We start from the raw sequence: 17703 nt of genomic DNA on the forward strand, positions 1-17703 counted from the left end.
GTCAGTAGTGCGGCGGCCGCGTCGCCTCGGGAGCGGGCGCGGCCGCCTCCTCGAGCGCCAGGAAGCGCTCGGCGAGCTGGCGCAGCGTCCGCTCGGTCCGGTCGAGCAACGCGCCCTGGCGTGCCAGCTCGCCCGACAGCTCCTCGATCGCGCGCTCCTGATGCGCTAGACGGATCTCCAGCTCCGTCACCCGGTCCTCGGCGCCGCTCATGCGAGGATGCCTTCCATCGCCCGGCGGGCCGGAGCGGGCAGGGGCGCGGGGCGGCGCGTCGTTCGGTCCACGTGGACATGAACGAAGATCCCCTCGGCCGCGGCCGCATCCTCGCCTTCCCGGAACAGGGCGATCCCGTAGCTCACGGAGGACGTGCCCAGCCGGTCGATGCGCAGGCCCACCTCGATCCGGTCGGGATAGCCGATCTCGGCATGGTAGCGGCAGCCGGTCTCGGCCACGAAGAACATCGAGCCGTTGTGATGGTCGGCCAGGCTCGCCCGGATCAGCCAGCTCGTCACCGCCGTGTCGAAGAACGAGTAGGTCGCCGCGTTGTTGAGGTGGCCGTACATGTCGTTGTCGGCCCAGCGCGTCGGCACGTCCACGAACGCGCGGTACTGGTGGCGCCGACCGGGCGCGGGGCGGGAGGTGTCGGACATGGGATCGGCTTTCCACGGGAGGACGATAAACCCTCCCATGAGCTGGCAGGCGCGTGCGATCAAGCCGTGGCCGGCGGCTCTGGCGCTTCCCCGCGCCGCCCGATAGTGTCGCGCGCCATGACGCCTGCCGACCCATCGCCCGTCCCGATAGCAGACGCCCGGCCGCTCGCGATCGAGCTCGTCGGCATCTCCAAGCGCTTCGGCGCCGTCCAGGCCAACCGCGACATTCGCCTGGCCGTCTCGCAGGGCACGATCCACGGGATCGTGGGCGAGAACGGGGCTGGCAAGTCGACGCTGATGTCGATCCTCTACGGCTTCTATCAGGCCGACGAGGGCGAGATCCGCATCGCGAACAAGCCCGTGCGCATCGCCGACTCGAATGCCGCGATCGGCCTGGGCATCGGCATGGTCCACCAGCACTTCATGCTGGTGCCGAACTTCACCGTGCTCGAGAACGTCATGCTGGGCGCCGAAGGGGCGAGCCTCCTCGGCTCCGGTATCCGCCGCGCGCGCGCGGAGCTGAAGCGCCTCGCCGACGAGCACGGCCTTGCCATCGATCCCGATGCCGTGGTGGAGGACCTCCCGGTCGGCCTCCAGCAGCGGGTCGAGATCCTGAAGGCGCTGTATCGCGGTGCGCGGATCCTGATCCTCGACGAGCCGACGGGTGTCCTCACCCCGGCCGAGGCGGACCAGCTTTTCGCGGTCCTGCGCCAGCTGCGCGCCGAGGGCGTGACGGTGATCCTGATCACCCACAAGCTGCGCGAGATCCTGAGCGTCACCGACAACGTCTCGGTGATGCGGCGCGGCGAGATCGTGGCGACGCGCCCGACCGCGGGAACCAGCGCCGCCGAGCTCGCCGAGCTGATGGTGGGGCGTCGCGTCCTCCTGCGCGTCGAGAAGGGCGCGGGCGCGCCCGGCGCACCGCTTCTCTCGGTGCGGGACCTCACGGTGCGCGACGAGCGCGGCGTCGCCATGGTGGATGGCGTGTCCTTCGACGTGCGGGCCGGTGAGATCGTCGGCATCGCCGGGGTCGCGGGCAACGGGCAGTCGGAACTCCTGGAAGCGCTGTCGGGCCTCAGGCCCATCGAGCGCGGCGAGGTTTGGCTGCGCGGCGAGGCGCTGGGCGCGGGCGGCGCCGCCTATCCCGACCCTGCCGTCTTGCGCGATCTCGGCCTCGCCCACGTGCCGGAGGACCGGCACCATGTCGGCCTCGTCCTGCCCTTCACCGAGGCCGAGAACGCGGTTCTCGGCTACCACCGCGATCCGCGCTTCCAGCGTGGTCCCTTCCTCGACCGGGGCGCGATCCGGCAGGAGGCGCAGGCCAAGATCACGGCCTATGATATCCGCCCGCCGTCCGCCGACCTCAAGACCGCGAACTTCTCGGGCGGAAACCAGCAAAAGATCGTGCTCGCGCGCGAGATGGAGCGCGATCCGGCCGTGCTCCTGATCGGCCAGCCGACCCGCGGCGTCGACGTCGGGGCGATCGAGTTCATCCACCGGCGCATCGTGGAGATGCGCGACAGCGGCAAGGCGATCCTCCTCGTCTCGGTAGAGCTCGACGAGATCCGCTCGCTCGCCGACCGCATCCTCGTGATGTTCGCGGGCCGGGTCGTGGGCGAGCGCGGCGCCGAGGCGGGCGAGGGCGAACTCGGCCTCCTGATGGCGGGCGAGACGGGGCGGGAAGCCGCCGAATGAGGGACGCGCGCGTCTCGCTCGTGACGCTCGGCGTCGCCGACCTCGACCGCTCCAGCCGCTTCTACGAGGCGCTCAGCTGGCGTCGAACCGAGGCGGGCAACGCGAGCGTCGTCTTCCTGCAGGGCGAGGGGACCGTCCTGTCGCTCTTCGGCCTGGACGATCTGGCCGGTGATGCAGGGCTCGAGGCCGCGCCGCTTCCCGACTTTCGCGGCCTGTCGCTCGCCCTGAACCTGGCGACCCGAGCCGATGTCGACCGCGTCTTCGCCGCCGCGCTGCGGGCGGGCGCCCGTTCCGTGAAGCCGCCGCAGACGGTCGTCTGGGGCGGCACTTCCGGCTATTTCGCCGATCCCGACGGACACCTGTGGGAACTCGCCCACAACCCCTTCTTCCCGCTCGACGAGCGCGGCCACATCGACCTCACGGAGCTTGGCGCATGAGCCGACCCTATGCCAAGCTGCCCGGCTGGATCGACCACGGGGTGATCCCGCTGGTCAACGTCGTGGTGGCCTTTCTCGTGGCGGGGCTGGTCGTGCTCCTCGTCGGCGAGAGCCCCGTGGAGGCGGCCCGCCTCATGCTGCGGGGCGCTTTCGGCTACGGCGAAGGCTTCGGCTTCACGCTCTACTACGCCACGAACTTCCTGTTCACGGGGCTCGCCGTCGCGGTCGCCTTCCACGGCGGGCTGTTCAACATCGGCGGCGAGGGACAGGCCTATGTCGGGGGCCTGGGTGCGGCGCTGGTCGGACTGACGCTCGGCGCCGTCCTGCCCTGGTACCTCAACCTACCGCTCGCCGTTATCGCCTCCGCCGCCTTCGGCGCGGCCTGGGCCTTCCTGCCCGGCCTCCTCCAGGCCAAGCGCGACTCGCACATCGTCATCACCACGATCATGTTCAACTTCATCGCCTCGGCGCTGATGGTGTACCTGCTCGTCAACGTCCTGCGTCCGGTCGGCTCCATGCAGCCCGAGACCGTGGCCTTTGCGGAAGGGGGCCGCCTGCCGCGCCTCGACGCCGTCTTCTCGGCCCTCGGGATGGATCTGGGCGGCGCGCCGCTCAACGTCTCCTTCTTCGTGGCGCTTGCGGCGGCCTTCGGTGTCTGGGTCCTGATCTGGCGCACGCGCCTCGGCTACGAGATCCGCACGCTCGGCCATTCGCCGCGCGCGGCGCGCTACGCCGGCATGAGCCCGTCGCGGCTCATCGTCACGATCATGCTGATCTCGGGCGGGCTCGCCGGCATGATGGCGCTGAACTCGGTGATGGGCGACCAGTACCGCCTGCAGCTGAACTTTCCCGCCGGTGCCGGCTTCGTCGGCATCGCGGTGGCGCTGATGGGGCGCGGCCATCCCGCCGGCATCCTGCCGGCCGCCCTTCTGTTCGGCGTCCTCTACCAGGGCGGGGCGGAGCTCGCCTTCGACATGCCCGCGATCTCGCGCGACATGATCGTGATCATCCAGGGGCTCGTGATCCTGTTCGCGGGCGCGCTCGAGAACATGCTGCGGCCCGGCATCGGCGCCGCCTTCCAGTTCGTGCGGCTGCGCCCCGCCCAAGGGGTGGTCGAGACGGGGGAGGCACGTTGATGGACTGGCTCGCGGTTCTCAACCTCGTCGATTCGACGCTGCGCCTGTCGGCCCCGCTCGTCTTCGCGGCGCTCGCCGGCCTCTACTCCGAGCGCTCCGGCGTCTTCGACATCGGGCTGGAGGGCAAGATGCTGGCCTCGGCCTTCACGGCCGCCGCGGTCGCGGCCGTCTCGGGCTCGGCCACGCTCGCCCTTCTCGCCGGCATCGGCGTCGCGGTGGTGTTCTCGCTCATCCACGGCCTGGCCTCGATCACCTATCGCGGCAACCAGATCGTGTCGGGCGTGGCGCTGAACTTCGTGGCCTCTGGCCTCACCATCATCCTCGGCGCCGCGTGGTTCGGCTTGGGCGGCGGCACGCCGAACCTTCCGGCCGAGGCGCGCTTCCTGCCGATCGACCTGCCGGGCGCGGAGGCGGCACGCGCGATCCCCGTTCTCGGGCCGATCTACGCGGAAGTCGTGTCGGGGCAGAACCTCCTTCTTTATCTGGCCGTTCTCGCCGTGCCGCTGACCTGGTGGGTGCTCTACCGCACGCGCTTCGGGCTGCGGCTGCGGGCGGTCGGCGAGAACCCGGGCGCGGTGGACACGGCCGGCATCTCCGTCACCTGGCTGCGCTACCGCGCGGTGATCATCTGCGGCGTCCTGACGGGTCTGGCCGGCGCCTATCTCTCGATCGCCCAGTCCGCCGCCTTCTCGCGCGAGATGACGGCGGGGCGCGGCTACATCGCGCTGGCGGCGCTGATCTTCGCCAACTGGAAGCCGGTGCCGGTTCTTTTCGCCTGCCTGCTCTTCGGCTTCCTAGATGCGCTTTCGATTCGCCTCCAGACCACGGCGCTGCCGCTGGTCGGGCAGATCCCGCCCCAGTTCGTCCAGGCGCTGCCCTACATCCTGACCGTGATCCTCCTCGCCGGCTTCGTCGGCAAGGCCTCGCCGCCGCGCGCGGGCGGCGTCCCCTACGTGAAGGAGCGCTAGGCGTCCCATGTCCGACGATCTGTTCAGCAAGGCCCGCTCGGCCATGCGCAAGTGCCATGCGCCCTATTCGCGCTTTCCCGTGGGCGCGGCGCTGCGCACCGAGGACGGACGCATCTATGCCGGATGCAACGTCGAGGTCGTGAGCTTCCCGGAGGGCTGGTGCGCCGAGACCACGGCCATCGCCCACATGGTGATGGACGGCGGCGGCGTGATCGCCGAGATCGCCGTGGTCGCCGAGAAGCTGCGCGCCTGCTCGCCCTGCGGCGGCTGCCGCCAGCGCATCGCCGAGTTCGCGCGGCCCGACACGCGCGTCTTCCTGTGCGACGCCGCGGAGGGCGTCGTCGAGACGGTGCTGATGGAGGACCTTCTTCCCAAGGCCTTCCCGACGGAGGCGGTGCGTTGAGCGAGGTGCTGCACGCCAAGCTCGAAGGACGCCGCCCGCGCATCGCCCTCGTGCTCGGCTCCGGCCTCGGTGCGCTTGCGCAGGAGCTGACCGAGGCCGTGCGCATCCCCTATGGCGACGTGCCCGGCTTTCCGCGCTCGGCCGTCAGCGGCCATGGCGGCGAGATCGTCGCCGGCCGGCTGAACGGCGCGGAGGTGCTCGTGCTGTCGGGCCGCGTCCACTACTACGAGCGAGGCGATGCGGCCGCCATGCGGCCGGCGTTGGAGATCTTGCAGGCGGTCGGGGTCGACACGCTTCTTCTCACCAACGCCGCCGGCTCGGTGAACCCGGCGATCGAGCCGGGCGAGGTCATGCTGATCGAGGATCACATCGCCTTTTCCGGCATGAACCCGCTGATCGGCGAGCAGAGCGACCGGCGCTTCGTCGGCATGACGCAGGCCTACGACCGGACGCTGCACGAGCAGCTGGCCAAGAGCGCCGAGACGATCGGCGTTCCCATCCAGTCCGGGGTCTACATGTGGTTCTCCGGCCCCTCGTTCGAGACGCCCGCTGAGATCCGCATGGCGCGGCGCCTCGGGGCCGACGCGGTCGGCATGTCCACCGTGCCGGAGGTCATCCTTGCCCGCTTCCTCGGAATGCGCGTGGCGGCCGCCTCCGTCATCACCAACTGGGGCGCCGGCATCACGGGCGCCGAGCTCAGCCACGCGGAGACCAAGGAGGTCGCTCCGCGCGGCGGCGCCAAGCTCGCGCGCATCCTCGCCCACGCGCTTCCCCTGATCCATTGAAAAGCCAGACCGCATGACCGACGCCGAGCTTGCCACGATCCTGATCCGCCGCCTCGACCTCACCAACCTCGACGACGGTTGCACCGCCGCCGACGTCGACGCGCTGATCGAACGGGCGGCGACGCCGGTCGCGGCCGTGGCCGCGATCTGCATCTGGCCGCGCTTCGTGGCGCAGGCCCGCGCGAGGCTGCCGGCGGACATGCGCCTGGCCTGCGTCGTGAACTTTCCAGACGGAGGCGAGGACGTTGCCGAGACGTGCCGCGAAACGCGGCAGGCCGTGGCGGACGGCGCCGACGAGATCGACCTCGTGGTCTCGTGGCGGCGCGCGGGCGACCGGCCGGACCTCATCCGCGACCAGGTGCGCGCCGTGAAGGAGGCCGCGGGCACGGCCCGCGTCAAGGCGATCCTCGAGACCGGCGACCTCGCCGATCCCGCGCTGGTCCGCGCGGGGGCCGAGGCGGCTCTCGACGGCGGCGCGGACGTCCTCAAGACCTCCACCGGCAAGACCGGAACGGGCGCGACGCCGGAGGCCGCGCGCATTCTCCTGGACGCCGTCGCCCGTCGCGGGGGCGCCGCCGGCTTCAAGGCATCGGGCGGGGTCAGGCGCTTCGAGGATGCCCGCAGCTACTATCGCCTCGCGGAAGAGATCCTGGGCGCGGGGCAGGCCACCGCCGAGCGCTTCCGCATCGGCGCCTCGGGCGTTCTCGCCGACCTCGTGGCGGTGGCCGGCGGCGAGCGGCGCGCGGACGCGGTCGCGGGCTACTGATGGCGCGCTTCCTGCCGCAGGAGGCGATCCGGCAAAAGCGCGACGGCGCGACCCTCGATGCGGCCGACATCCGCCGGCTCGTCGAGGGCGTGACGGGAGGCGAGGTCAGCGACGCGCAGATCGCGGCCTTCGCCATGGCGGTCTTCCTGCGCGGTATGACGCCGGGCGAGACGGTGGAGCTGACGCTCGCCATGCGCGACTCCGGCGACGCGCTGCGCTGGGACGACCTGCCGGGACCCACGTCCGACAAGCATTCCACCGGCGGGGTCGGCGACAACGTCTCGCTGATGCTGGCGCCGATCGCCGCCAGCTGCGGCCTCTTTGTGCCGATGATCTCCGGGCGCGGCCTCGGCCATACGGGCGGCACGCTCGACAAGCTCGAGGCGATCCCCGGCTACGACGTGCGGCCCGACGAGGCGACCTTCCGCCGCGCGGTGCGGGAAGCGGGCTGCGCCATCGTCGGCCAGACCGCGCGCCTCGCGCCCGCCGACGGCCGCCTCTACGCCGTGCGCGACGTGACGGCGACCGTGGAATCGGTGCCGCTCATCACGGCGTCCATCCTGTCCAAGAAGCTCGCCGCCGGGCTGCGGTCGCTGGTGCTCGACGTAAAGACGGGTTCGGGCGCCTTCATGAGCCGGCGCGAGGATGCCGAAACGCTGGCCCTCTCCCTGGTCGAGGTGGCGCGCGGGGCGGGCCTCGCGGCGTCCGCCCTCGTCACCGACATGGACCAGCCGCTGGCCTCGGCGGCCGGCAACGCGGTGGAGGTCGCGAACGCCGTCCGCTTCCTGACCGGCGAACGGCAGGACGCGCGGCTGCGCGAGGTGACGCTGGCGCTGTGCGGCGAGATGCTCGTTCTCGCCAAGCTCGCCGAGACGGCCGAGGCGGGCATCGCCGTCGCCGCGCGTGCGCTCGATGAGGGCCATGCCGCCGAGCGGTTCGGGCGCATGGTCGCGATGCTCGGGGGGCCTGCCGACTATCTCGAGCGCTTCGACCACCATCTGCCGGAGGCGCCCGTGCATCTGGCGGTCTCGGCCGGCGAGGCGGGCACGGTCCGGGCGGTCGATGCGCGGGCGCTCGGGCTCGCGGTCGTGCAGCTCGGCGGCGGCCGGACGCGGGCCGAGGATCCGGTGGACCCGGCGGTCGGGCTGACCGATCTCGCTGCGATCGGGCAGCGCGTGGAGCGCGGCGACGCCCTCGCCCTCGTCCACGCGCGCGACCGTGCCTCGGCCGAGGCGGCCGTGGCCGCGGTGCGGGCGGCCTACGATGTCGGCGAGGCGACGGCCGCGGGGCCTGCGGTCATCGGCCGGATCGGATGATGCGCGCAAAGACCGGAGTCTAGGGCTCCAGCGTCAGCCAGCCGTCCGCGACGCCGTAGCGCTTGAGGGACGTCAGGTAGCTCATGCCGAGCAGCACCGTGTCGCCGAGCGCGTCGCCCCGCAGCACCATCGCCTCCGCCGGGCGCGGCGGGAGGGTGCCGAGCGCGAGGCGGTCGATGCGCACGAGCGCGGCCGCCGTCTCGCCGTTCGCCGTACGCGCCCGGTAGCGGAACTCGGCGGGCGCCGGCGCCACACCGATCCGTCGCGCCGTCGCCTCGCTCATCGCGACATAGGTCGCGCCGGTGTCCACCAGCACCGCGAGGCGCCTGCCGTTCGCGGTCGCCTCGGACCGGAAGTGCCCGTCGGCGTCGGCCGCCAGGCGCAGGCCGCGCGCCGGCGCCGCGGTGGCGACCGACGCCTCGACGAGGCGCGGGGCGGGGTCGATCGCCTCCGGCTGCGCAAGGCTCGCCTGGTAGCGCTCGAAGGCCGATGGGAAGGCCAGCGCCAGGACGGAGGCGCCCGTCGCCATGACGAGAAGGAGCTTGGACATGGACAGGGCCGCGCGCGAAGGGTCGAGCGACCAGCCTGCGCGCGTCATCCTTGCGGAAACGCTGACGGGCCGAGGGTACGGCTCGTCATGGTGAAGGATGCGTTGAGAGACGACCTTACTTCGTGCCGTACATGCGGTCGCCCGCATCGCCGAGGCCCGGCACGATGTAGCCCCGTTCGTTCAGCCGCGCGTCGATCGAGGCGGTGAAGATCGGGATGTCGGGATGGGCCGAGCGGAAGCGCTCAATGCCCTCAGGCGCCGCCAGAAGGCACAGGAAGCGGATGTTGCGCGCGCCCCGCTCCTTCAACTTGGTCATGGCGGCCGAGGCCGAGTTGGCGGTGGCCAGCATCGGGTCCACGACGATGATCAGGCGGTTCTCCAGATCTTCGGGGGCCTTGAAGTAGTATTCCACCGGCTGCAGGGTCTCGTGGTCGCGATAAAGGCCGATATGGGCGACGCGCGCGGCCGGCACGAGGTCGAGCATGCCCTCGAGCAGCCCGTTGCCGGCGCGCAGGATCGAGGCGAAGACGAGCTTCTTGCCCTCCAGGATCGGCGCGTCCATCTCCTCCATCGGCGTCTCGATGCGCATGGTGGTGAGGTCGAGCTCGCGCGTCACCTCGTAGCAGAGCAACGTCGAGATCTCGCGCAGCAGGCGGCGAAAGCTCGCCGTCGAGGTCTCCTTCTTCCGCATCAGGGTCAGCTTGTGCTGGACGAGCGGGTGATCGATGACGGTGACGCCGTCCATGACTGGGCCTCGCGAAAGGTGATCGGTTGCCGAAGGGGATTAGCGGGTCGCGGGCGGTGCGCCAAGCCGGAGCGCGGCGGTGACGAGCCTCTCCAGGAGCCTTTGCCGCGTCGCGGCGTCCACGAAGGCCGCCTCGATCGCCTGGCGCGTCAGCATCACGGGGTCGAGCCCTTGCGTCTCGGCGAAGCGGTACTCGGCGGCCAGGTCCGTGCCGAAGAAGGGCGGGTCGTCGGTCGAGACCGTAACGCGCACGCCCGCCTCGCTGAGCGCCCGCAGGGGATGGTCGTCGGATCCGAACACGCCGAGCGCGAGGTTGGAGCCGGGGCAGACCTCGAGCGTCACGCCCTCGCGCGTCAGGCGCTCCACGACGCGCCGGTCCTCGACGGCGCGCACGCCATGGCCGATGCGCGAGACGCCGAGCGCGTCCAGCGTCTCGGCGACCGCTCCGGCCCCCGCGAACTCGCCGGCATGAGCCGTCAGCCCGAGGCCGGCGTCGCGCGCGATCCGGAAGGCGGGCGCGAAGTCGGCGGGCCGCCCCGCGCGCTCGTCGCCCGCCAGTCCGAAGCCGGTGACGAGCGGCTCGGCGCAGGTCGCGGCAAGACGCGCCGCCGCCTCGACCGACGCCACGCCGAAGTGCCGGACGCCCACCACGACGAGGCGTGCCACGATCACGTGCGCGCGCTCGGCCTCCTGCGCGCCGGCCGCCACGGCCCGGATGTAGGCGAGCGGGTCGAGACCGCTCGAGCGCGCGTGGTCGGGCGAGACCGTGAGCTCGGCATAGATCGCGCCCTGCCGCGCGATCGAGGCGAGATAGCCCGCGGCCAGAGCCCGGTAGTCGTCGGGCGTGCGCAGGAGCGTGGCGATCCGGTCGTAGCTCTGGAGAAAGCTCGTGAAGTCCCGCCAGCGGTAGCGCTCGCCCGCGATCGCATCCTCGACGGACACGCCCTCGCGCGCGGCCAGCATGCGTGCCATCGCGACCGGCATCGCGCCCTCGATGTGGCAGTGGAGTTCGGCGAGCGGCGCGCTCACAGGACGCTGCGCCCGTGCCGGCCCGGCGGGAGGCCGAGATGGGCCGCGATCGACTCGCCGATATCGGCGAACGTGTCCATCGGGGGGAGGGGCCCCGGCGCCAGGCCTGGCCCGCAGAAGAGCACGGGAACGGCCTCGCGCGTGTGGTCGGTGCCCTCCCAGGTCGGGTCGCAGCCGTGGTCGGCGGTGAGGCACAGCAGATCGCCCGGGCGCAGCGCCGCTGTGAGCTCTGGCACGCGCGCGTCGAAGCGCTCGATCTCCGCGGCATAGCCCGCCGTGTCCCGCCGGTGCCCGTGCACCATGTCGAAGTCGACGCAGTTGGCAAAGACGAGGTCACCGTCCCGCGCCTCGCGCAGCGCCGCCAGCGCGGCGTCGATCACCGCCCCGTTGTCGGCGGCCTTGAGGACGCGCGTCACGCCCTGCCCCGCGAAGATGTCGGACACCTTGCCGACGGCATGGACCGCTCCGCCGGCGGCCGACACGCGGTCGAGCAGCGTCGGTTCGGGCGGCGGCACGGCGAAGTCGCGCCGGTTCGCGGTGCGCCGGAAGTTGTCCGCGCTCGTGCCGGTGAACGGGCGGGCGATGACGCGGCCGATGCGCAAGGGGTCAACGAGGCGGCGTGCAATCCGGCAGAGCTCGAGAAGGCGCTCGAGGCCGAAGCTCTCCTCGTGGGCGGCGATCTGGAGGACGCTGTCGGCCGAGGTGTAGAGGATGGGCCGGCCGGTCGCCACGCTCTCCTCGCCCAGCTCCGCGATGATCTCGGTGCCGGACGCGTGGCGCTCGCCCAAAACGCCCGGAAGACGCGCCTCCGCCACCAGTTGCGCGACGAGGTCCGGCGGAAAGCAGGGTACCTGCCTCGGAAAGTAGCCCCACTCGAAGGGCACCGGCACGCCCGCGATCTCCCAATGTCCGGACGGCGTGTCCTTGCCGCGCGAGCGCTCCGTGGCGCGGCCGAAGCGCCCGCCGGTCGCCTCGCCGCGCGCCCGGCCTGCGGCGTGGAAGAGGCCGAGGCGGGCGAGGTGTGGGGCGAGAAGGGGGCCTGAGCGCAAGCCTGCGCGGTCGGCCCGGCCTGCGGCGGCCGCCGCCTCGATATGGCCGAGCGTGTCGGCGCCCTCGTCGCCGTAGCTCGCCGCATCCGGCGCTCCGCCGATGCCGAGCGAGTCGAGGACGATCAGAACGGCGCGCGGCATACGGGCTCCAGGACGGCGGCGGGACCCGATCATGCCATGTCGGATGCGCGCGGGTAAACGCAGCTCCGGAGGACGTTTACGGGGTGGTGCCTGCGCTGGCGCCCACCATGCCCTCGCGAGCGGTGAACTGCCCGATGGCGCTGGTCAGGCTCGTCTGCGTGTCGCCGATCGTGGCGCGCGGCTCGCACTGCGGCGCACAGGCATAGGTCGTTCGCGCGGCCTGGCGGTAGATCCGCAGCGTTCCCGCCTCGGTGGAACCCACGGTGACCTGATCGTCCAGGATCACGGCGCCGTCGGTTCCCAACACCACCACGTTGGTGGTCCCGTAGGAGCGCCCCGTGAGTACGAGCGTCTGGGCGTCGTGCACCGCGACGTCGGCGATCGCGGGGTTGCCGATCACGACGGTCTCGGCCGGCCGCGCGATCTTGAGGATCCGGGCCTGGTCGATCGCGACGCGCAGATCCGGCTCGTCCGCCTGGGCGACCCCCATCGGCAGGGCGAGAAGAACGGCGAGGATGGGGAGGGCTGCACGCATGCGCTTCGCGGGTCCTCGTCAGGATCAGGGTCGGGTCTTAATCCTTAAAGCCGGATGCCTAATGGCCGGTTACTGGAATGGATTCCGAACTGATTCAGCATTCCAGCAAGATCGAACCATTCAGCGGATGTTAACCCTGCCCATTAAGCGCGTTGCAACGGCGGTTCGCTAGGTTGAACCCATCCGAGGCATCGGAACGATGTTCGGGAAAGGCTTCACCAAACTTTAGGTCATCCAGGAAGGACGTCCGATGTTCCAGCTCATCAATCGCTTCAAGAAGAATTCCAAGGGCGCGACCGCCATTGAGTACGGCCTGATCGCCGCGCTGATCGGCACCGCGATCATCGGCGCCGTCACGATCGTCGGCTCGAACCTCAGCACGACGTTCGGCGATATCGGCACGGCTGTCGAGACCAAGAAGTAATCAGGTCCCGGTCTGTCTCAATATAGCTGAGGAGATCCACGCGATGCTGATGGCTCTCCTTGCCTTTCCCGCCGCGATGATCGTCGCGGCGGGAACCGATCTCTGGCGCATGACGATCCCCAACACGCTGGTGATCGTCCTCGCGCTCGCCTTCTTTCCCTATGCGCTCGGCCTCGGCCTGCCGCTTCCCGCGATCGGCCTGCATCTGGCTGCCGGGTTTGCGTTTCTTATTCTCGGCATCCTCTTCTTCGCCCTGAACTGGATGGGCGGAGGCGATGCCAAGCTGATCGCGGCCGCCGCCTTGTGGCTCGGGCCCGGCCCCGAACTCCTGCGCTACCTTCTCCTCGCTTCCGTGCTTGGCGGCGTCCTGACGCTCGCGCTGCTCCTGTCGCGCCGCCTCGTCGCACCCGCGACCGGTCACAGCTCGATCGACCGCCTGCTGGATCCCGCCAACGGCGCGCCCTACGGCGTCGCGCTCGGGATCGCCGGGCTTCTCGTGACGCCCTCGCTGCCGGGGGCCGCGATGCTGTTCGCCGGCCTCGGCCTGGGATGGTGAACGCATCCTTTGCGGGTTTCGCGCTTCGTTAACCATGTGGTGAGACTTCCCCTGTCATAAACCGTCCTGGGCTCCGTGGGGGAGCCGTGCGTGTCGGGGGATGACATGAGCGTGGTCCGCGTGGCGATCTTCGGTGTCGCCGCCGTTGCAGCAGTCGGGGCGGGCCTTGTCGCCCTCAAGCTCTCGGCCCGGACCGAAGAGCCGGTGATCATCAATGCCCAGCCGGTGGAGCCGCCCATCAAGCTGGTGGACGTGCTGGTCGCCTCCCGCGACATCCCGATGGGCGGGCGTGTCGACGACGCGCTCGACTGGATGAAGTGGCCCGAAGACGGCGTCTCCGCCACGCTCCTGCGCCGCGACAGGCGCCCGGACGCCCTCGCCGAGCTGAAGGGCTCCATCGCCCGGCAAAGCTTCTTTTCCGGCGAGCCGATCCGAGAGGCCAAGCTGATCAAGAGCGATCGCGGCTTCCTGTCGGCCATCCTGCCCGAGGGCAAGCGCGCCATCGCGGTCTCGATCTCCACCGAGACGGCCGCCGGCGGCTTCATCCTGCCCAACGACCATGTCGACGTGATCATGACGCGCTCGCGCGAGGCGACGCCGTCCCAGCCGGCCGGCATCGATACCGAGACCGTGCTCAAGAACCTGCGTGTCCTCGCGATCGACCAGAACGTCGAGGAGAAGGACGGCGAGCGCGTGGTGGTCGGCTCCACCGCGACGCTGGAGGTCGACCCCAAGCAGGCCGAGGCGCTGACCGCCGCCGCCCGCATGACCGACCGCCTGATCCTGTCGCTGCGATCGCTGTCGGACTCGGTCCCCGGTTCGCCCGGCTATGCGGCCTTCCTTCTGGAACAGGCCAAGAACCCCGAGGCGACCCGTATCCGCCTCGTGCGCTACGGCAAGACCTCCGACGTCACGACCGGGAACTGACCATGGCCGCGTCCCTCCGCAAGCCGCAATCGCTCGCCCTGCGCGCCGGTCTCTCGGCCCTGGTGCTCGCCCCGACCCTCGCGCCGCTGCCGGTCCGGGCCGAAACCGCGATCGTGTCGGTCAACCGCGTCAACCAGTCGATCGCGCTCGGACTCAACAAGTCCAAGGTCATCGACCTGCCGCGCGACGCGCACGACATCATCGTGGCCAATCCCGGCGTCGCCGACGCGGTGACGCGAACCGCGCGCCGCATCTACATCTTTGGCAAGCAGATCGGCCAGACCAACGTCTTCGTGTTCGATCAGGCGGGCCGCGAGATCGCGGTTCTCGACCTGCGTGTCGAACGCGACATCTCCGGCCTCGAATCGACGCTGCGCAAGTATCTCCCGACGAGCGAGATCCGCGCCGAGATGCTGAACGACAACGTCGTCCTGACCGGCACCGTGGAGAACGCGCAGGACGCCACGCGCGCGGTGGATCTAGCCCGGATCTACGTGACGGGCGGCGAGGCGACCACGAACCAGTACACGCAGAGTTCGGCGGTCTCGGTGTCGGGCGGCGTCTCGATCGGCACCGACAACAACGAGCAGCGCCAGCGCAGCCAGATCGTCAACCTGCTGCAGATCCAGGGCGAGGATCAGGTCACGCTCAAGGTGACGGTGGCCGAGGTCCAGCGCTCGGTGGTCAAGCAACTCGGTCTCGACGGCGTGGTCAAGGGCTCGATCGACGGCATCGCGTTTGCGGCCGCCACCGACAACCCGTTCGGCCTCGGCAAGTCCATCGCGGAGGCGGGCGCCGACTTCACCAACCTGACGGGCAACGACGACCTCAACGGCGTTTCGGGACAGCTGCGCGCGCTGGAGCAGGCCGGCGTCATGCGCACGCTCGCCGAGCCGAGCCTCACCGCCATCTCGGGCGAGAGCGCGAGCTTCAAGGTCGGCGGCGAGTTCTCGGTCGCCAGCGGCAAGGACGAGACGGCCGAGAAGCGCACGCCCATCCTGAACGCGGCCGGGGGGGTGATCGGCTACGACGTCACGCCGGGCGGCGTCCAATACGAGCATCGCGAGATCGACTACGGCATCGGCCTCGACTTCACCCCGGTGGTGCTGTCGCCCGGCCGCATCTCCTTGAAGATCCGCACCTCGGTCTCGGAGCCGACCTTCGAGTCGCCGTTCAACGTGCCCAAGGGCATCTCGGCCGGCCTCAACCTGATCGGCATTCGCAAGCGCCTCGCCGACACGACCGTGGAACTGCCGTCCGGCGGCAGCCTCGTGATCGCCGGCCTCGTGCGCGACGAGACGCGCCAGGTCATCTCCGGACTGCCGGGCCTCGCCAAGCTGCCGGTTCTCGGCACCCTGTTCCGCTCGCGCGACTTCCAGCGCTACGAGACCGAGCTCGTGGTGATCGTGACGCCTTATCTGGTGCGGCCCGTCGCCCGCCAGCAGCTCCAGCGTCCCGACGACAATCTCAGCTTCTCGGGCGACGGAGCCTCGAGCTTCCTCGGTCGCATCAACCGCGTCTACGGCACGGCCGTCGCCGCTCCTCCTCCCGGCCGCTACCACGGCAACGTCGGATACATCTACAAATGACGTCCCCGACCTTTTTCCGTCTCGTTCTTCTGGGCAGCGTCGTGACGCTCGGCGCCTGCGCCCGGCCCTCCGACCTCGTGACCGGCGCCATTCCCGACGATTACCGCTCGCGCCATCCGATCGTGGTGGCCGAGGATACGCGCGACCTGGAAATCCTGGTCGCCTCCTCGGACACCCGCCTGACCCTTCCCGACGAGAAGCGCCTCGCCGAGTTCGCCCGCCGCTTCCGCGCGGCGCGTGCGGCGGCGATGCGGGTCGAGGTGCCGGCCGGGGCACGCAACGCAAGGGCCGCCGACCTCGTCGCCCGCACCGCCGTCGCCGCGCTTCAGCGCAACGGCGTTCCACGCTCGCGCCTCGTGGTGACCCGCGTCGACGGCTCCGGGTCAGACGAGATCCTGCCGCTGCGCTTCAGCTTCAATGCCGTGACGGCCAGCGTCGAGGGTCCCTGCGGCCAGTGGCCCGAGGATCTCGGCAACACCTACGAGAACCGGAACTACCACAATTTCGGTTGCGCCAGCCAAGCCAACCTCGCGGCGCAGATCGCTGATCCGCGCGATCTTCTGGAGCCGCGCGGCCAGGAGGAGATCGACGCCGAGCGCCGGACCACGGTGATCGGCAAGTACCGCCAGGGCCAGCGGACCGGTGCGCAGGCGCCGGTCACCGAATCCGACTACAGCTGGTAGGAACGCCAAGGATGAGCGACGCTCCCGAGACACTCGACAGCGGATACCGGCCGAGCGACAGCGTCATGGCCGAACGCCTCGACATGCTGCGTCCCCTGCCGCGCATCTCCGTGCAGGCCTTCTGCGAGACCGAGGACGTGGCCCGCGCCATCGAGGCCGCGGGCGCCGACCGGCGCATGGCCAAGGCGCACCTGCGCGTCCAGACCGGCGGCATCCGCGCCGCCGCGGAGCACTATGCCGGTGCGCCGACGCCCAACCTTGTGATCCTCGAATCGTGCCTCGAGCCGGCCGAACTCCTGGTCGAGCTCGAGAGTCTTGCCGATGTCTGCGATCCCGGCTCCAAGGTCGTGGTGATCGGCCATGCCAACGACGTCTCGCTGTATCGCGAGCTGACGCGTCGCGGCATCTCCGAATACATCCTGGCGCCCGTGCATCTGGCCGACGTCATGGCCGTGATCTCGCATCTCTTCGTGGCGGAGGGCACCGCGCCGCTCGGGCGCGTCATCGCCTTCATGGGCGCGAAGGGCGGCGTCGGCTCGTCCACGATCGCCCACAACGTCGCCTGGGCGATCTCCAAGGAGTTCGCCAACGAGGTGGTGCTGGCCGACCTCGACCTGCCCTTCGGCACCGCCAACATCAACTTCGACAAGGACCCGCCTCAAGGCATCGCCGAGGCCGTGTTCTCGGCGGACCGGCTGGACGAGGTGTTTCTGGACCGGCTTCTGGCCCGCTGTGCCGACCGCCTATCGCTGCTGGCCGCTCCGTCCGCCCTCGACCGCACCTACGACTTCGGCGCGGACGCCTTCTCGGCGCTGATCGAGGCGGCCCAGCGCGGAACGCCGGTGGTCGTGCTCGACGTGCCGCATGGCTGGACCGACTGGACGCACTCGGTGCTGCGGCGGGCCGACGAGGTGGCCGTGGTGGCCTCGCCGGATCTGGCGAACCTGCGCAACGCCAAGAACCTCGTCGACACGCTGAAGCGCATGCGACCCAACGATCCGCCGCCCCGGCTCGTCCTCAACCAGGTCGGCATGCCCAAGCGGCCCGAGATCGCGGTGGCCGAGTTCGCCGAGCCCCTGGGCGTCGAGACGCTGGCCACGATCGGCTTCGATCCGCTCGCCTTCGGCAGCGCGGCCAATGCCGGCCGCATGCTCGCCGAAACCGACGCCAAGCATCCCGCCTCGGCCGCGTTCGGCGAGATGGCCTACGCCTTGACCGGCCGCAACCGCGTCAAGCGGCAGGCCAAACCCTCCCGCGTCGGCCTGCTCAACCGCATGCGGCGCCGCTGATCCGATCGCGGCCATCTCGGAAGGAAGCTGAC

21 protein-coding genes are annotated in these 17703 nt (G+C 70.7%); 14 read left to right on the forward strand and 7 right to left on the reverse strand.

All coding sequences use genetic code 11. From position 1 onward, the window contains the following. Position 1 precedes the first annotated feature (1 nt). Positions 2–211, reverse strand: a complete 210-nt coding sequence (locus BLQ76_RS18280; protein ID WP_090676375.1) for a SlyX family protein — start codon at positions 209–211, stop codon at positions 2–4. Then, positions 208–648, reverse strand: a complete 441-nt coding sequence (locus BLQ76_RS18285; RefSeq protein ID WP_090676376.1) for an acyl-CoA thioesterase — start codon at positions 646–648, stop codon at positions 208–210. The genes BLQ76_RS18280 and BLQ76_RS18285 overlap by 4 nt, the downstream gene beginning before the upstream one ends. Positions 649–765: 117 nt before the next feature. Between BLQ76_RS18285 and BLQ76_RS18290 the strand changes: the two genes are divergently transcribed. From BLQ76_RS18290 to deoA, 8 genes are read left to right on the forward strand one after another with little or no spacing between them, the layout of a single operon-like run. After that, positions 766–2343, forward strand: a complete 1578-nt coding sequence (locus BLQ76_RS18290; RefSeq protein ID WP_090676377.1) for an ABC transporter ATP-binding protein — start codon at positions 766–768, stop codon at positions 2341–2343. Next, on the forward strand, positions 2340–2780 hold the full coding sequence (locus BLQ76_RS18295; RefSeq protein ID WP_090676379.1) for a VOC family protein: 441 nt from the start codon (positions 2340–2342) through the stop codon (positions 2778–2780). The genes BLQ76_RS18290 and BLQ76_RS18295 overlap by 4 nt, the downstream gene beginning before the upstream one ends. Continuing rightward, positions 2777–3916 carry an ABC transporter permease gene (locus BLQ76_RS18300; RefSeq protein WP_090676380.1) on the forward strand — a complete coding sequence of 380 codons (1140 nt, stop codon included), beginning with the start codon at positions 2777–2779 and terminating at the stop codon, positions 3914–3916. The genes BLQ76_RS18295 and BLQ76_RS18300 overlap by 4 nt, the downstream gene beginning before the upstream one ends. Further along, positions 3916–4884, forward strand: coding sequence for an ABC transporter permease (locus tag BLQ76_RS18305; RefSeq protein ID WP_090676382.1), 969 nt, complete (start codon positions 3916–3918; stop codon positions 4882–4884). Before BLQ76_RS18300 ends, BLQ76_RS18305 begins: the two co-directional genes overlap by 1 nt. 7 nt (positions 4885–4891) lie before the next feature. Next, entirely contained in the window at positions 4892–5287 is a 396-nt protein-coding gene (locus tag BLQ76_RS18310; RefSeq protein ID WP_090676384.1) for a cytidine deaminase, read from the forward strand. Next, entirely contained in the window at positions 5284–6072 is a 789-nt protein-coding gene (locus BLQ76_RS18315; protein ID WP_090676385.1) for a purine-nucleoside phosphorylase, read from the forward strand. Before BLQ76_RS18310 ends, BLQ76_RS18315 begins: the two co-directional genes overlap by 4 nt. 13 nt (positions 6073–6085) lie before the next feature. Beyond that, on the forward strand, positions 6086–6838 hold the full coding sequence (gene deoC, locus BLQ76_RS18320; RefSeq protein ID WP_090676387.1) for a deoxyribose-phosphate aldolase: 753 nt from the start codon (positions 6086–6088) through the stop codon (positions 6836–6838). Next, positions 6838–8154 carry a thymidine phosphorylase gene (gene deoA, locus BLQ76_RS18325; RefSeq protein WP_090676388.1) on the forward strand — a complete coding sequence of 439 codons (1317 nt, stop codon included), beginning with the start codon at positions 6838–6840 and terminating at the stop codon, positions 8152–8154. The genes deoC and deoA overlap by 1 nt, the downstream gene beginning before the upstream one ends. 19 nt (positions 8155–8173) lie before the next feature. Here deoA and BLQ76_RS18330 read toward each other — a convergent pair whose 3' ends face one another. From BLQ76_RS18330 to BLQ76_RS18350, 5 genes are all read right to left on the reverse strand, one after another. After that, positions 8174–8704 (reverse strand): TIGR02281 family clan AA aspartic protease, encoded by a 531-nt coding sequence (locus BLQ76_RS18330; protein WP_170842657.1) that lies wholly within the window; start codon positions 8702–8704, stop codon positions 8174–8176. Between the two features lie 115 nt (positions 8705–8819). Next, on the reverse strand, positions 8820–9449 hold the full coding sequence (gene upp / locus BLQ76_RS18335) for a uracil phosphoribosyltransferase (protein ID WP_090676391.1): 630 nt from the start codon (positions 9447–9449) through the stop codon (positions 8820–8822). 39 nt (positions 9450–9488) lie between these two features. Beyond that, positions 9489–10478 (reverse strand): adenosine deaminase, encoded by a 990-nt coding sequence (gene add / locus BLQ76_RS18340; protein ID WP_090676393.1) that lies wholly within the window; start codon positions 10476–10478, stop codon positions 9489–9491. Continuing rightward, positions 10475–11668, reverse strand: coding sequence for a phosphopentomutase (locus tag BLQ76_RS18345; RefSeq protein WP_090676394.1), 1194 nt, complete (start codon positions 11666–11668; stop codon positions 10475–10477). Before BLQ76_RS18345 ends, add begins: the two co-directional genes overlap by 4 nt. A gap of 76 nt (positions 11669–11744) precedes the next feature. Beyond that, positions 11745–12203, reverse strand: coding sequence for a pilus assembly protein N-terminal domain-containing protein (locus BLQ76_RS18350; protein WP_090676396.1), 459 nt, complete (start codon positions 12201–12203; stop codon positions 11745–11747). A 250-nt stretch (positions 12204–12453) separates the two neighbouring features. Between BLQ76_RS18350 and BLQ76_RS18355 the strand changes: the two genes are divergently transcribed. The 6 genes from BLQ76_RS18355 (at position 12454) to BLQ76_RS18380 (ending at position 17671) form a co-directional block, all read left to right on the forward strand. Beyond that, positions 12454–12627, forward strand: a complete 174-nt coding sequence (locus BLQ76_RS18355) for a Flp family type IVb pilin (RefSeq protein ID WP_090676397.1) — start codon at positions 12454–12456, stop codon at positions 12625–12627. Between the two features lie 43 nt (positions 12628–12670). Next, entirely contained in the window at positions 12671–13183 is a 513-nt protein-coding gene (locus tag BLQ76_RS18360) for an A24 family peptidase (protein ID WP_090676399.1), read from the forward strand. 105 nt (positions 13184–13288) lie between these two features. Then, positions 13289–14110, forward strand: a complete 822-nt coding sequence (gene cpaB / locus BLQ76_RS18365) for a Flp pilus assembly protein CpaB (protein ID WP_090676400.1) — start codon at positions 13289–13291, stop codon at positions 14108–14110. Positions 14111–14112: 2 nt separating this feature from the next. Beyond that, complete coding sequence (locus BLQ76_RS18370) at positions 14113–15699, forward strand: type II and III secretion system protein family protein (RefSeq protein WP_090676402.1); 1587 nt, start codon at positions 14113–14115, stop codon at positions 15697–15699. Next, a complete protein-coding gene (locus tag BLQ76_RS18375) occupies positions 15696–16382 on the forward strand; it encodes a CpaD family pilus assembly protein (protein ID WP_090676403.1) in 687 nt (228 codons plus the stop codon). The genes BLQ76_RS18370 and BLQ76_RS18375 overlap by 4 nt, the downstream gene beginning before the upstream one ends. Before the next feature lie 65 nt (positions 16383–16447). Continuing rightward, positions 16448–17671 carry a CpaE/TadZ family protein gene (locus tag BLQ76_RS18380; protein WP_244519719.1) on the forward strand — a complete coding sequence of 408 codons (1224 nt, stop codon included), beginning with the start codon at positions 16448–16450 and terminating at the stop codon, positions 17669–17671. Positions 17672–17703 lie beyond the last annotated feature (32 nt).

The sequence above is a fragment of the Aureimonas jatrophae genome (genome assembly GCF_900104035.1).
GTDB classification, from domain to species: Bacteria; Pseudomonadota; Alphaproteobacteria; order Rhizobiales; family Rhizobiaceae; genus Aureimonas; species Aureimonas jatrophae.

Coding starts and splice junctions, on each gene's coding strand:
- BLQ76_RS18280 (WP_090676375.1), bottom strand. CDS start 211: ATGAGCGGCGCCGAGGACCGGGTGACGGAGCTGGAGATCCGTCTAGCG.
- BLQ76_RS18285 (WP_090676376.1), bottom strand. CDS start 648: ATGTCCGACACCTCCCGCCCCGCGCCCGGTCGGCGCCACCAGTACCGC.
- BLQ76_RS18290 (WP_090676377.1), top strand. CDS start 766: ATGACGCCTGCCGACCCATCGCCCGTCCCGATAGCAGACGCCCGGCCG.
- BLQ76_RS18295 (WP_090676379.1), top strand. CDS start 2,340: ATGAGGGACGCGCGCGTCTCGCTCGTGACGCTCGGCGTCGCCGACCTC.
- BLQ76_RS18300 (WP_090676380.1), top strand. CDS start 2,777: ATGAGCCGACCCTATGCCAAGCTGCCCGGCTGGATCGACCACGGGGTG.
- BLQ76_RS18305 (WP_090676382.1), top strand. CDS start 3,916: ATGGACTGGCTCGCGGTTCTCAACCTCGTCGATTCGACGCTGCGCCTG.
- BLQ76_RS18310 (WP_090676384.1), top strand. CDS start 4,892: ATGTCCGACGATCTGTTCAGCAAGGCCCGCTCGGCCATGCGCAAGTGC.
- deoC (WP_090676387.1), top strand. CDS start 6,086: ATGACCGACGCCGAGCTTGCCACGATCCTGATCCGCCGCCTCGACCTC.
- deoA (WP_090676388.1), top strand. CDS start 6,838: ATGGCGCGCTTCCTGCCGCAGGAGGCGATCCGGCAAAAGCGCGACGGC.
- BLQ76_RS18330 (WP_170842657.1), bottom strand. CDS start 8,704: ATGTCCAAGCTCCTTCTCGTCATGGCGACGGGCGCCTCCGTCCTGGCG.
- upp (WP_090676391.1), bottom strand. CDS start 9,449: ATGGACGGCGTCACCGTCATCGATCACCCGCTCGTCCAGCACAAGCTG.
- BLQ76_RS18345 (WP_090676394.1), bottom strand. CDS start 11,668: ATGCCGCGCGCCGTTCTGATCGTCCTCGACTCGCTCGGCATCGGCGGA.
- BLQ76_RS18350 (WP_090676396.1), bottom strand. CDS start 12,203: ATGCGTGCAGCCCTCCCCATCCTCGCCGTTCTTCTCGCCCTGCCGATG.
- BLQ76_RS18355 (WP_090676397.1), top strand. CDS start 12,454: ATGTTCCAGCTCATCAATCGCTTCAAGAAGAATTCCAAGGGCGCGACC.
- BLQ76_RS18360 (WP_090676399.1), top strand. CDS start 12,671: ATGCTGATGGCTCTCCTTGCCTTTCCCGCCGCGATGATCGTCGCGGCG.
- cpaB (WP_090676400.1), top strand. CDS start 13,289: ATGAGCGTGGTCCGCGTGGCGATCTTCGGTGTCGCCGCCGTTGCAGCA.
- BLQ76_RS18370 (WP_090676402.1), top strand. CDS start 14,113: ATGGCCGCGTCCCTCCGCAAGCCGCAATCGCTCGCCCTGCGCGCCGGT.
- BLQ76_RS18375 (WP_090676403.1), top strand. CDS start 15,696: ATGACGTCCCCGACCTTTTTCCGTCTCGTTCTTCTGGGCAGCGTCGTG.
- BLQ76_RS18380 (WP_244519719.1), top strand. CDS start 16,448: ATGGCCGAACGCCTCGACATGCTGCGTCCCCTGCCGCGCATCTCCGTG.